Raw genomic sequence first — 12084 nt, forward strand, 5'->3', positions numbered from 1 at the left:
GACCGACGCGGCTGCGGCGCGGGTCCACGAGATCATCGCCAACGCGCAAAAGCCGATCGTCGGCCTGCGCGTCGGGGTGAAGAACGGCGGCTGCGCCGGCATGTCCTACACCATGGAATTGGCCGACGACGTCTCGCCGCTCGACGAGGTGGTGGAGGCGAAGGGCGTCAGGCTCTTGATCGACCCCAAGGCGATCCTGTTCCTGCTTGGCGCCGAAATGGATTTCGCCGTCGACAAGTTTTCCGCGAGCTTCTCGTTCCACAACCCCAACGAGACCTCGTCCTGCGGCTGCGGCGAGAGCGTCGCGATCACGCCGGTAAGCCCCGAAGCGTTGAACGCGTCGGCGTGAATGCCGGCGGCCTCCAGGAATTGTTCGAGCCATTCGCTGCGGTCGTCGTGAAGCGCATGTTCGGCGGCCACGGCGTTTACGCCGACGGGCTTTGCTTTGCGATCAAGACGGACGGCGAGGCGTTTTTGAAAGTCGATGGCGAGACGGAAGCGGCGTTCTCCGCCGCGGGATCGTTGCCGTTCATCACCAAAGCCAAGGGCAAGCCGATGCTGACGTCATTCTGGCGACTGCCGGCCGAGGCTTATGACGACGCCGACACGCTTCGCCGCTTTGCTGAACTAGGACTCGAAGCGGCAAGCGCGCCGCGGCGGCCAAGGCGAAGCCTTTCAAACGGAATGCGAAACGTGGCGCCCCTGCAGCGCGCGGTCGCTGACCGCGCCGGCCGCTCCTACAAACGCTTGACGATCGCACGCGCCGCCACGACGCTCGGCCCGACATAGGCCGCCAGCACGGCGGCGCTGACGCCCATGAGCCTCAGATTGCCGGCGAGCCCGTCGCCGGACCAGGGATTGTCGGCCTTGACCGCGCCGTAAGCGAGGCCGAGCGCGACGGCGGCGGCGATCAAGAGCGGCAGTCCGACCGCGCGGCTCAGCGTCCAAAACCCGAAGGGAATCGCAAGGCCGAACAGGAAGGCGGCGAGAACCCGCAGGACCCCGAGCTTCAACATCCGGTCCGCCCCCGGAATCGACGTTCAGTCCTCCGCGACCGGCTCGTGTTCCTGCGGAGTCTTGTTCCGCTTCGGCACCGGACGCAACAGGAAGCTCGGGACATGGTCGCCGAGGCCGATCACCGGCTCGTCGTCGCCGCGGTGCGGTCGCTCGCGCCTGGGCGCTGCGCCCGGCCCCGGGACCGGGCCCCCCCTGCCGCCGGAGACGTGGCGCGCGGCGGCCCGATCACGGATGCGCTCCTGCTCAGCGGCGAGGCGCTCCGATTGCGGGCGCTCGGCGCGATGATGCCTGCGGGACTCGGGAATGGGGTCGTTGGGGCGGGCCTGCTCCGGCGCAACCCGCTCCTCATGCGGCCGTTCGGCGCGATGCCGACGGGCGCCTCCGCGTTCGCCGGAACGCTCGGTCCGGACCTCGCCGGCCGGCCGCTCCTCGCCATGCCGACCGCCGCGCTCGCCACGTCTGCCGCGCCGATCATGATGACGCCCCTCGTCGCCACCGTCGTCCTCGGCAGGCATCTCGGCGCCCTCCAGCCAGTCGATCTTGCGATTGATCAGCTTCTCGATCTCGGCGATCGACCTGGTGTCGGCGCGGGTGACGATGGTCAGCGCCTGGCCGGTCTTGCCCGCCCGGCCCGTGCGGCCGATGCGGTGGACGTAGTCCTCGGAATGGTGCGGCGCGTCGTAGTTGATGACGTGGCTGACGTCCGGAATGTCGAGGCCGCGCGCCGCCACATCCGAGCAGACCAGTAACTGCACCTGTCCGGCGCGGAACGCGTCGAGCGCCGTCATGCGCGCCCGCTGGTCGAGGTCGCCGTGGAGCGCGTCGACGGACAGGCCGTGCTTTTGGAGCGAGCGGTACACCACCTGCACGTCCCGCTTGCGGTTGCAGAAGATAAGCGCGTTCTTGAAATTGTCCGCGTCGCCGATGATGCGGCGAAGCGTCGCGCGCTTGTCGTGCGGCGCGCCGCCCGAAGGCACCAGCGTCTGGGTGATGTTCTCGGCGGTGGTCGCCGCGCGGGAAACCTCAATGCGCACCGGATTGTGCAGGAACGCCTCGGTGAGGCGGGTGATTTCCGGCGGCATGGTCGCCGAGAAGAACAGGGTCTGCCGCGTGAACGGCACGAGCTTGCAGATGCGCTCGATGTCCGGGATGAACCCCATGTCGAGCATCCGGTCGGCTTCGTCGATCACCAGAATCTCGATGCCGGTGAGCAGCAGGCCGCCGCGCTCGGTGAGGTCGAGAAGGCGGCCGGGCGTGGCGATCACGACGTCGGCGCCACGGTCGATCTTGTTCTTCTGCTCGCCGTCGGACACGCCGCCGATCAGCAGCGCGACGTTGAGCTTGTGATTGACGCCGTACTTGACGAAGGCTTCCTCAACCTGGGCGGCGAGTTCGCGCGTGGGCTCGAGGATAAGCGTCCGGGGCATGCGGGCCTTGGCGCGTCCGCGCTCAAGAGCCGACAGCATCGGCAGGGTGAAGGCGGCGGTCTTGCCGGTCCCGGTCTGGGCGATGCCCAGGACGTCGCGGCCCCGCAGGGCGTGGGGAATGGCTTGCGCCTGGATCGGCGTCGGCGTGTCGTAGCCCGCCGCTTCGACGGCATTGAGCACTTTTTCGCTCAGGCCGAGTTCGTTAAACTTCATTGGGTCTCGCATCGCGCGAACGGTTTTCATCCGCGCAGGGGGGTGGAGGCTTCGAGAGCCGCGCGATCGTTCGCGGGGCCGTGGCGTTTTTTTCTCGCGTCCAGCGTGGGCGCGAAGCGCGTCGCCAACGCCATGCCGGAGCCTTGCTTTGCTCTCGACCCCGCCTCACATAGTCGAAATCCCCGAAATGTCAACAAAAGCCGGTTTTAAATACGGATTAAGAGATTCCCTCCGCGACTCGATGTCGCTTTGCGCGGCGCCGGAGGCCATGCGAGATTCGCATTCGCCCCCGACGCAGGAGCGAGTTCGATGGCTGATGAGCGGGGCGAGGGCAGGGTGGCCGCAATCCACGGCGCCGTGATCGACCTGGATTTCGAAGGCGGCCCGCCGCCGATCGACGATGCGGTCGAAATCCTTGACTCGGACGGCCGGGTCGTCGTTGCGGAAATCCAGGCCCATCTCGACGCCCGCAACGCTCGCGCGATCGCGCTCGAGCCGACGAACGGCCTGAGAAGGGGCGACAAGGCGCACGGCGCCGGCGGTCCCGTTTCCGTCCCAGTCGGCGAGGCGACGCTCGGACGCCTCATGGACGTGCTCGGCCGCATCGGCGACCGGGGCCCCCCGCTGCCCGCCGACGCGCCCCGCTGGCCGATCCACCGCAAGCCGCCGGCGTTCTCCGCCCAGACCGGAACGACGAAACTCTTCGCCACCGGCGTCAAGGTGATCGACCTGCTTGCGCCGCTCGCGCAAGGCGGCAAGGCGGCGATGTTCGGCGGGGCGGGGGTGGGCAAGACGGTGCTGGTGATGGAGCTGATCCACGCCATGGTCGAGAGCTACAAGGGGATCTCGGTCTTCGCCGGCGTCGGCGAGCGCTCGCGCGAGGGGCACGAGATGCTGCTCGACATGACCGAGTCCGGCGTGCTCGCACGCACCGCGCTCGTCTACGGCCAGATGAACGAGCCGCCCGGCGCGCGCTGGCGCGTGCCGATGACCGCCATGACCGTCGCCGAATATTTCCGCGATGTGCGGCGCCAGAACGTGCTCCTTTTGATGGACAACGTGTTCCGCTTTGTCCAGGCGGGCGCCGAGGTGTCCGGCCTGCTCGGACGCGCGCCGTCGAGCGTCGGCTATCAGCCGACGCTTGCCGACGAGGTCGCCGCGTTGCAGGAGCGCATCGCCTCGGTCGGCGACGCCTCGGTCACGGCGATCGAGGCGGTCTACGTGCCGGCCGACGATTTCACCGACCCCGCCGTCACCACGATCGCGGCCCATGTCGACAGCATGGTGGTGCTGTCGCGCGGCATGGCGGCCGAGGGCATGTATCCGGCGGTCGATCCGATCGCCTCGTCCTCGATTCTGCTCGACCCGCTGGTGGTCGGGGAGGAGCATGTCGCGGTGGCGACGGAGACCCGCCGGGCGATCGAGCACTATCGCGAGCTGCAGGACGTGATCGCGCTGCTCGGCATGGAGGAGCTCGGCGCCGAGGACCGCAAGATCGTCGAGCGCGCCCGTCGTCTTCAGCGGTTTCTCAGCCAGCCCTTCGCCGTGACCGAGGCCTTCACAGGGGTCCCGGGCCGTTCGGTCAAGGTGGCCGACACGGTTCAGGGCTGCAAGGCGATCCTCAACGGCGACTGCGACGAGTGGCGCGAAGGCTCCCTCTACATGGTGGGCGACCTCGACGAAGCGCGCGAGAAGGAGGACGCCGCGCGCGCCGCCGACCGCAAGCCTGCCGAGGCCGCGTCATGAGCGCCATTCGCCTGACGATCGCGACGCCTTCTGCGCTCATCGTCGACGTCGACGACGTCCGGTCGCTGCGCGCGGAGGACGAAAGCGGCGCCTTCGGGGTCCTGCCGGGACACGCCGACCTTCTGACGGTCCTGCCTCCCTCGGTCTTGCGCTGGACGCGCGAGAACCAGCCGACGCGCTACTGCGCGCTGAGCGGCGGGGTGCTGACGATCACCGGCGGAAACCGGGTCGCGGTCGCCTGCCGCCGCGGGACTCTGGGAGACGACCTCGACGCGCTCCAGGCCGACGTCGCGGCTGAGCGCGCCGCCGATCTCGACGCCGACCGCCGCGCCAAGGTCGAGCAGACGCGGCTGCACGCCCGCGCGCTGCGCCAGCTCATGCGCTACCTGCGCGGCGACGGCCGTGCGCTCGGCGACGGAAACCCGCCTTTCACCGGCGAGGCCGCGCCATGATCGCCCCGCTCGACCCCCGCAACGGCAGGATGCAGGACGCGGCCCGGGTCGCGGCCGAACGCGACCGCAAGTTCCGCGAGGACCGCGAGCCGACGATCGCCACGCGCCTCGGCCAGATCGGCGTGCTCGGCTGGGCGATCGTCGCGCCCATTCTGGTCGGCGTCGTCGTCGGCCGCTGGCTCGACGGGACCTTCAAGTCGGGAATCTTCTTCACCGCGCCGCTGATCATGCTCGGCGCAGTCGCCGGCATGTGGACCGCATGGCGATGGATGCACCGGCAATGACCACCGTCCACATTGCCGGCGCATTCGCGCTCGGCGCAGCGCTCGGGGCCGCGCATTTCCTGTCGCTGTGGGGGAGCGTCGCGCTGATGCGCGAAGGCCAGACCGGCCTCGGCGTGGCGCTGCAGGGCCTGCGATTCGCGCTGCTCGCGATCGCCCTCGTCCTGATCGCCCGGCAGTGAGCAAACCTCTTCCTCGCCGCGGCGGCCGGCGTGTTGGTCGTGCGCCTCATTCTGACGCGTCACTACCGGAGGCTCGCGTGAAGTCTCCGCTGACCCTCGAGCCGCTGTTTCATGTCGGCCCGGTCGGGATCACCGAGCCGGTGGTCGTCTCGTGGGCGGTCATCGCTTTGCTCGGCGTCGGCTCGGCGTTGGCGACCCGGCGGCTCGCGCTCATTCCCTCGAAGGGCCAAACGCTGCTCGAACTGGTTGTCTCGACCGTCGACAGCCAGATCCGAGAGACGATGCAGACCGATCCGGCGCCGTTCCGCGCCCTAATCGGCTCGATCTTCCTGTTCACGCTCGTTTCGAACTGGTCGTCGCTCATTCCGGGAATCGAGCCGGCGACGGCGCACATCGAGACGGATGCCGCGATGGCGCTGATCATCTTCGTCGCGACCATCGGCTGGGGAATCCGCGTCCGCGGGCTCGGGGGCTACCTGGCGACCTACGCCGAGCCGACCTGGGTGATGATCCCGCTCAACATCGTCGAGCAGTTCACCCGGACCTTTTCCCTGATCGTGCGCCTGTTCGGCAACGTGATGGCCGGCGTGTTCATCATCGGCATCATTCTGGCGCTGGCGGGCCTATTGGTGCCGATCCCGCTGATGGCGCTCGATCTGCTCACCGGCGCCGTGCAGGCCTACATTTTCGCGATCCTCGCGACCGTCTTCATCGGCGCCGCGGTCGGCGAGCGCCGCAAGCCCAGCGCTTCATCGGAGTCGAAGCCGTGAACGACCTCATCCAAGCTGTCAGCATCTTCTCCGCCGCGCTGGCCGTGGGCCTCGGCGCGATCGGGCCGGGGATCGGCGAGGGCATGGCGGTCGCTTCGGCGATGGATGCGATCGCCCGTCAGCCGGAGGCGGCCGGCACGATCTCGCGCACGCTGTTCGTCGGCCTCGCCATGATCGAGACGATGGCGATCTACTGCCTCGTCATCGCCCTTTTGGTGCTGTTCGCCAATCCGTTCGTCAAGTAGGCTGCGGCTCATGCGGATCGACTGGTGGACGCTCGGCCTGCAGACGATCAACGTCCTCATTCTCGTCGCCATCCTCGCCCGATTCCTGTTTCGTCCGGTGATCGCGGTCATGGAGGAGCGCCAGGCGGCTGCGGCGAAGGTGCTCGGCGACGCCGAGGCGGAGAAGGCGAGGGCGATCGCGGCGCATAAGGCCGCCGAGGCCGAGAGCGACAAGATCGCCGCCGCCCGCGACGCCGTGCTGCGCAAGGCGGCGGAGGACGCCAACGCCCAGCGCGAGGCGGCGCTCGCCGCCGCCAGAGAGGACGCCGACCAGGTGCGCGCGTCGGCGGAAACGGAAATGCGCTGGGCGCGCGCCGCCGAGGAGGCGGCCGCCTCCGACCGCTCGGCGCGCCTCGCGGTCGACGTCGCCGGCAAGCTCATGGAGCGCCTGCCGGATTCGGCGCGCGTGGACGGCTTTATCGACGGTCTTGCCAAAGCGCTGGCGTCCTTGCCGGACGCGAGCCGCGACGGCTTCGGAGCGGGCGATGCGCCGAGGCTCACGGCGCCCCGGCCGTTGACGCCGGCGGAAGCCCAATCCTGCCGTGACGCCTTCGCCCGCGCGCTCGGGCGCCCGGTCGATTTCGCCGTCACGGTCGATCCCGCAGTGATCGCCGGGCTCGAGATCGAGACGCCGCACGCGGTCGTCCGCAACAGCTTTCGCGAAGACCTCAAACGCATCGTCGAGGAGTTGACCCGCCATGACGGCGTCCATCGTTGACGGCGCACGCTGGCTCGCTGCCGAGCGCGACGCGCTGAAGCGCGTCGATCTCAAGGCCGAGGCGCAGTCGGTCGGGCGAGTCGAGCAGATCGCCGACGGCGTCGCCCGGGTGTCCGGCCTTCCCGAGGCGCGGCTCGGCGAACTGCTTCGCTTCGAAGGCGGCCGGATGGGCTATGCGCTGTCACTGGAAGCGAACGCGATCAACGCGACGATCTTCGACGAGGCCGAGGCGATCGGCGTCGGCTCACTGGTCAGCGCGACCGGCGAGGTCGCGCAGGTCCCGGTCGGTCCGGGTCTGCTCGGGCGCATCGTCGACCCGCTCGGGCGCCCGCTCGATCGCGACGAGCCGATCCCAGCCGAAGCCTTTCATCCGATCGAGCGTCCCGCGCCGGCGATCATCGACCGCGCCCTCGTCGAGCAGCCCGTCGCCACCGGCGTGCTGGTGGTCGATGCGCTCTTCGCGCTCGGCCGCGGCCAGCGCGAGCTGATCATCGGCGACCGCGCGACCGGCAAGACCGCTATCGCCGTCGATACGATCATCAACCAAAAGCGCTCGGACATGATCTGCGTCTATGTCGCGGTCGGCCAGCGGGCGACCGCGGTCGAGCGCGTCGTCGAGTCCGTCAAGGCGATGGGCGCGCCGGAACGCTGCGTGTTCGTCATCGCGTCGGCCGCTTCTTCGGCGGCGCTGCAATGGATCGCGCCGTTCGCGGGCTTCACCATCGCGGAATATTTTCGCGACAAGGGCGGCCACGCGCTGGTCGTCGTCGACGATCTGAGCAAACACGCCGCGACGCACCGCGAGCTCGCGCTGCTCACCCACGAGCCGCCGGGACGCGAGGCTTTTCCGGGCGACATTTTCTACGTCCACGCCCGCCTGCTCGAACGCGCAGCGAAGCTTGCGCCGGAGCTCGGCGGCGGGTCGCTAACCGCGCTGCCGATCGCCGAGACAGACGCCGGGAATCTCTCGGCTTTCATCCCGACCAACCTCATCTCGATCACCGACGGGCAGATCGTGCTCGATTCGCGGCTGTTCGCGGCCAACCAGCGCCCGGCGGTGGATGTCGGCCTCTCGGTGAGCCGTGTCGGCGGCAAGGCGCAGGCGCCGGCTTTGCGCGCCGCTTCCGGGCGGCTGAGGCTCGACTATTCGCAGTTCCTCGAGCTCGAAATGTTCACCCGTTTTGGCGGCATCACGGATCAGCGGGTGAAGGCCACCATCGCACGCGGTGAGCGCATCCGCGCGCTGCTCGCCCAGCCGCGCTTCGCCACGCTGCGCCTCGTCGACCAGGTCGCGCTGCTCGACGCGCTCGCGGACGGCGTGTTCGATTCGGCGCCGGTCGCCAAGATCGCCGAGGCCCGGACGCGGATCGCGGCGCAACTCGACGCGCTCGCGCCCGACGCCGTGTCGCCGGTCATGACCAAGGGAACTTGCGACGACGCGGCGCGGGCGAAGCTCGTCGAGGCCGTGCGCGCGCTCGTCGGGGCGGGAGCCGGTCCATGACCGAACGGCTCAGCGACGTCGTCGCGCGGATTCGCTCGGTCAGGCAACTGTCGTCGGTGATTGGCGCCATGCGCGGCATCGCCGCGGCGCGGGCGCGTGAGGCGCGTGAGCGCTTGGAAGGGGTGCGCGCCTACGCCGCCACCGTCGGGTCGGCGATCGGGCAGGCGCTGGGGCTCGTCGACGACGGCGGCCCGCCTGTCGGACCGCGCGACGGTCGCGGCGGCCATCTCGTGATCGCGCTGTGCGCCGAGCAGGGTTTCGCCGGCGTCTTCAACCGGCGCGTGCTCGACGTCGCCGAGCGCGTGCTCAAGCGGGACGGCGCCCGCCGCAGCGAGCTTCTTCTGCTCGGCGCGCGCGGGCTGATCGCGGCCGACGAACGCGGCCTTTTGGTCGGCTGGAGCCGGCCGATGGTCGCCCATGTCGACGAGGTCGGCGCGCTCGCCGACCGGGTGACTGAGCAGCTCTACCGCCGCCTCGGCTCGGGCCAGGCGACGCGGGTCAACATTGTCCACGCCACGCCGTCGCTGGGCGAGATCGAGGTCGTCGACCGCGCGCTCGCCCCGTTCGACTTCGCCCGCTTTCCTCCTGCGCGGACGATGCGGCAGCCGATCATTTCCCTGCCCCCCCAGGTCCTGCTCGCCGAACTCGCCCAGGAATACGTCTTCGCCGAGCTGTGCGAGGCGCTGACCCTGTCGCTCGCCGCCGAGAACGAGGCGCGCATGCGGGCGATGTCCGCCGCCAAGACCAATGTCGCCAAGATGCTCGACGAACTGATCGCCCGCTCCCGTCAGCTCCGGCAGGAGGAGATCACCAACGAGATCATCGAGCTCGGCGGCCGCAGGACGCGGGGGGCGACGGACGAGAAGGGCGCGGATTCGCGCCCGCCGTAGCCGTTAAAGCAGCGCCGCAGGGGCGCTTCTCGAAGAAGCTCGAAGCGGAGAGCGTCAGGCCCCGCGTCAAATTGCCCGACTCCCGCGCGTTGACGACGGGAACGCAGAGTCCTACGCCGTCATGCGACCGCTCGGGCGGGGCCGCTGCGGCCATAAGAGACGCCCGACAAGAACAAGGCGCTCGCGATGAGTGCGACGGCGAAGCTGGGAGCCATTCCACACGAGGACAAGGGCCGTTCGGTGGGGTGGGCCGCGCTCGCCTGCATGGGCGTCGTTTTCGGCGACATCGGCACGAGCCCGCTCTACACCCTCAACACCGCCGCGAAGGCGGCGAGCCCGGACGGCCAGATTACGCCGGAGGCCGTGCTCGGTATCGTCTCGCTGATCTTCTGGTCGCTCATCGTCGTCATCTCGCTCAAATACGCGACTTTGATCATGCGGGCCGACAACCACGGCGAGGGCGGCATTCTGGCCCTGCTGGCGCTCGTCAGCCCGCGCAGGGTCAAACAGAACCGCCGCCGCGCCGCGCTGTTGGTGGTCGGCCTCATCGGGGCGACGCTCCTCTACGGCGACGGCACGATCACGCCGGCGATCTCGGTTCTGTCCGCCATCGAGGGCCTCAAGATCTACGCTCCGCAGATGGAGCACTTTGTCGTGCCCCTGACGGTCGTGATTCTCGCGGGCCTCTTCATCATCCAGCGCAACGGCACGTCCTGGCTCGGCGGCATTTTCGGCCCCGTCATGCTCACCTGGTTCATCATTGCAGGCATGCTCGGCGTCGGCGGGATCATCCGGTCGCCGGCCGTGCTCGCCGCGCTCAGCCCCATTCCGGCCGTGACCTATCTCTGGAGCGCCGGGCCGCTCGCCTTCGTCGTCATCGGCGGCGCCTTTCTCGCGGTGACGGGCGGCGAAGCCTTCTACGCCGACATGGGCCATTTCGGGCCGCTGCCGATCCGGGTCGCATGGTTCGGCGTGGCGCTGCCGGCGCTGACGCTGAGCTATTTCGGCCAGGGCGGGCTTTTGCTCGCCGAGCCCAACTCCCCGGAGGTGCTCGACAGCCCATTCTACGCGCTTGCGCCGCAGTGGGCGCATTACCCGTTGGTCGTACTCGCGGCGGTCGCGACCGTGATCGCCTCGCAATCGATCATCTCGGGCGCCTATTCGTTGACACAGCAGGCGATCAATCTCGGCTTCCTTCCGCGCATGACGGTCGTCCACACGGAGGGCCGCGAGATCGGTCAGATCTACGTGCCGTTCGTCAACTGGGCGCTGGCGTCCGGCACGATTGCGGCGGTCCTCGGCTTCGGCTCATCGGACGCGCTCGCCGGCGCCTATGGCATCGCGGTTTCGCTGCTCATGGTGATCACCACGCTGATGGCGACCTACGTGGCGCTGCACTGGAAGTTCAATCCGCTGATCGTCTATGCTGTCAACGGAAGCCTGCTCGCGCTCGACCTTTTGTTCTTCGCATCGACCTCGACCAAGCTTCTCGACGGCGGCTGGTTCCCGCTCATGATCGCCTTTGCGATCGCCTTCCTCATGCTGACCTGGCGAAAGGGCACACAGGTCCTGGACGCGTTGCGGGTCAACATCCGTGAGCGCACGCAGGATTTCATCGAACGGCTGCTCGTCAACCCGCCGATCCGCATTGACGGGACCGCCATCGTCATGGGCCGCATGGCCAAGGGCGTGCCGCTCGCGCTGTCGCACAACGTCAACTTCAACCGGACGCTGCACCGGAATGTTCTGCTGGTCGCGGTTGAAATGACCGAGACGCCGCACGCGCAGGATCACGACCGGATCAAGGTCGTCCCGATCGACGCCGGGCTCACGCGGGCCGAACTGCGCTTTGGCTTCATGGAGCAGCCGGACGTGCCGCAAGGTCTCGCCGACGCAATGGCGCGCGGGAAGATCGAGAAATTCGATCTGAGCCAGGCGGTCTATTTCACCGGCCACGAAACGATCATCCCGCTCGGCAAGCGGCCTGGGCTGCCGCGCTGGCGCGAGGCGATCTTCGCCTTCATGCACCGCAACGCCCAGCGTCCCGACGCCTATTTCAATCTCCCGAGCGCGCAGGTCATGGAGATCGGCATCGAGTTCGAGATTTAGCGTGGGATGAAGTCGGGTCGAGTCCTCGCCGTCATTGCGAGCGGAGCGAAGCAATCCATGCCGCAGGGCGCAGCGGCGGCATCGATTGCTTCGTCGCTCACGGTCCTCGCAATGACGGCGGGGGTCGAACTTATATTCATCCCGTGCCTATCCGGTTAACGTAGATACCCACGACGTATAGGGACGCCGGAGTCATTCTTCCTGCCGCGCCAAGCGCCGGGAGCGAACGTCCCTGAAGCAAATTTCGAACGCATCAGCTCGACTCGATGCGCAACACTCGTTCCAAGCACTTGGACGGCGCGAATCGACGTTGAGCCGACATTGCGGACCGCGTCCACGGACGGGAAAAGTTGGGGGGCAAGCGGAGCTTTATGCACCTGAATTCTGCACCGCGTAACCTATTCATTTCGTTTACGTCGATTCGTGGTGCAAAAATCTTGCAGACGGTGCGAAAACTCGATGCGATGCTCTGAATGGTCGCGCGGAGAGCGAAT

14 protein-coding genes are annotated in these 12084 nt (G+C 68.4%); 12 read left to right on the top strand and 2 right to left on the bottom strand.

Features of this window, described 5'->3' with window-relative positions:
- Together ACLP25_RS07475 and ACLP25_RS07480 are read left to right on the top strand one after the other, a co-directional pair.
- The coding region (locus ACLP25_RS07475) for a HesB/IscA family protein (RefSeq protein ID WP_442468584.1) at positions 1-349 on the top strand (349 nt) is incomplete at its 5' end.
- The gene (locus ACLP25_RS07480) at positions 346-789 is read left to right on the top strand and encodes a TfoX/Sxy family protein (protein ID WP_442468585.1); all 444 of its coding nucleotides are present in this window, start codon (positions 346-348) and stop codon (positions 787-789) included. The genes ACLP25_RS07475 and ACLP25_RS07480, both read left to right, overlap by 4 nt.
- On the opposite strand, the gene ACLP25_RS07485 is transcribed toward ACLP25_RS07480, so the two are convergent.
- Together ACLP25_RS07485 and ACLP25_RS07490 are read right to left on the bottom strand one after the other, a co-directional pair.
- The gene (locus ACLP25_RS07485) at positions 738-1016 is read right to left on the bottom strand and encodes a hypothetical protein (RefSeq protein WP_442468586.1); all 279 of its coding nucleotides are present in this window, start codon (positions 1014-1016) and stop codon (positions 738-740) included. The genes ACLP25_RS07480 and ACLP25_RS07485 overlap by 52 nt on opposite strands.
- Before the next feature lie 24 nt (positions 1017-1040).
- On the bottom strand, positions 1041-2657 hold the full coding sequence (locus ACLP25_RS07490) for a DEAD/DEAH box helicase (protein ID WP_442468587.1): 1617 nt from the start codon (positions 2655-2657) through the stop codon (positions 1041-1043).
- A gap of 309 nt (positions 2658-2966) precedes the next feature.
- On the opposite strand from ACLP25_RS07490, the gene atpD reads away from it, so the two are divergent.
- The 10 genes from atpD (at position 2967) to ACLP25_RS07540 (ending at position 11590) form a co-directional block, all read left to right on the top strand.
- Positions 2967-4403 (top strand): F0F1 ATP synthase subunit beta, encoded by a 1437-nt coding sequence (gene atpD / locus ACLP25_RS07495; RefSeq protein ID WP_442468588.1) that lies wholly within the window; start codon positions 2967-2969, stop codon positions 4401-4403.
- Entirely contained in the window at positions 4400-4855 is a 456-nt protein-coding gene (locus ACLP25_RS07500; RefSeq protein WP_442468589.1) for a F0F1 ATP synthase subunit epsilon, read from the top strand. The genes atpD and ACLP25_RS07500 overlap by 4 nt, the downstream gene beginning before the upstream one ends.
- Entirely contained in the window at positions 4852-5139 is a 288-nt protein-coding gene (locus ACLP25_RS07505; protein WP_442468590.1) for an AtpZ/AtpI family protein, read from the top strand. Before ACLP25_RS07500 ends, ACLP25_RS07505 begins: the two co-directional genes overlap by 4 nt.
- Positions 5136-5318 carry a hypothetical protein gene (locus ACLP25_RS07510; protein WP_442468591.1) on the top strand — a complete coding sequence of 61 codons (183 nt, stop codon included), beginning with the start codon at positions 5136-5138 and terminating at the stop codon, positions 5316-5318. Before ACLP25_RS07505 ends, ACLP25_RS07510 begins: the two co-directional genes overlap by 4 nt.
- Before the next feature lie 77 nt (positions 5319-5395).
- Positions 5396-6088 carry a F0F1 ATP synthase subunit A gene (locus tag ACLP25_RS07515; RefSeq protein WP_442468592.1) on the top strand — a complete coding sequence of 231 codons (693 nt, stop codon included), beginning with the start codon at positions 5396-5398 and terminating at the stop codon, positions 6086-6088.
- Positions 6085-6333: a F0F1 ATP synthase subunit C gene (locus ACLP25_RS07520; RefSeq protein WP_442468593.1), complete on the top strand. Its 249-nt coding sequence runs from the start codon at positions 6085-6087 to the stop codon at positions 6331-6333. Before ACLP25_RS07515 ends, ACLP25_RS07520 begins: the two co-directional genes overlap by 4 nt.
- Before the next feature lie 10 nt (positions 6334-6343).
- Entirely contained in the window at positions 6344-7090 is a 747-nt protein-coding gene (locus ACLP25_RS07525; protein WP_442468594.1) for a F0F1 ATP synthase subunit delta, read from the top strand.
- Entirely contained in the window at positions 7071-8591 is a 1521-nt protein-coding gene (locus tag ACLP25_RS07530; protein WP_442468595.1) for a F0F1 ATP synthase subunit alpha, read from the top strand. The genes ACLP25_RS07525 and ACLP25_RS07530 overlap by 20 nt, the downstream gene beginning before the upstream one ends.
- Positions 8588-9481 (top strand): F0F1 ATP synthase subunit gamma, encoded by an 894-nt coding sequence (locus tag ACLP25_RS07535; RefSeq protein WP_442468596.1) that lies wholly within the window; start codon positions 8588-8590, stop codon positions 9479-9481. Before ACLP25_RS07530 ends, ACLP25_RS07535 begins: the two co-directional genes overlap by 4 nt.
- Before the next feature lie 186 nt (positions 9482-9667).
- Complete coding sequence (locus ACLP25_RS07540; RefSeq protein WP_442468597.1) at positions 9668-11590, top strand: potassium transporter Kup; 1923 nt, start codon at positions 9668-9670, stop codon at positions 11588-11590.
- The last annotated feature ends 494 nt before the right edge of the window (positions 11591-12084 follow it).

Source organism: Roseiarcus sp., from assembly GCF_052145395.1.
In the GTDB taxonomy this organism is placed as follows: Bacteria; Pseudomonadota; Alphaproteobacteria; order Rhizobiales; family Beijerinckiaceae; genus Roseiarcus.

What these genes read in the sequence shown, in the direction of transcription:
- ACLP25_RS07535 (WP_442468596.1), top strand. Translation starts at nt 8,588, where the DNA reads ATGACCGAACGGCTCAGCGACGTCGTCGCGCGGATTCGCTCGGTCAGG.
- ACLP25_RS07490 (WP_442468587.1), bottom strand. Translation starts at nt 2,657, where the DNA reads ATGAAGTTTAACGAACTCGGCCTGAGCGAAAAAGTGCTCAATGCCGTC.
- ACLP25_RS07505 (WP_442468590.1), top strand. Translation starts at nt 4,852, where the DNA reads ATGATCGCCCCGCTCGACCCCCGCAACGGCAGGATGCAGGACGCGGCC.
- ACLP25_RS07525 (WP_442468594.1), top strand. Translation starts at nt 6,344, where the DNA reads ATGCGGATCGACTGGTGGACGCTCGGCCTGCAGACGATCAACGTCCTC.
- ACLP25_RS07485 (WP_442468586.1), bottom strand. Translation starts at nt 1,016, where the DNA reads ATGTTGAAGCTCGGGGTCCTGCGGGTTCTCGCCGCCTTCCTGTTCGGC.
- ACLP25_RS07500 (WP_442468589.1), top strand. Translation starts at nt 4,400, where the DNA reads ATGAGCGCCATTCGCCTGACGATCGCGACGCCTTCTGCGCTCATCGTC.
- ACLP25_RS07530 (WP_442468595.1), top strand. Translation starts at nt 7,071, where the DNA reads ATGACGGCGTCCATCGTTGACGGCGCACGCTGGCTCGCTGCCGAGCGC.
- atpD (WP_442468588.1), top strand. Translation starts at nt 2,967, where the DNA reads ATGGCTGATGAGCGGGGCGAGGGCAGGGTGGCCGCAATCCACGGCGCC.
- ACLP25_RS07540 (WP_442468597.1), top strand. Translation starts at nt 9,668, where the DNA reads ATGAGTGCGACGGCGAAGCTGGGAGCCATTCCACACGAGGACAAGGGC.
- ACLP25_RS07510 (WP_442468591.1), top strand. Translation starts at nt 5,136, where the DNA reads ATGACCACCGTCCACATTGCCGGCGCATTCGCGCTCGGCGCAGCGCTC.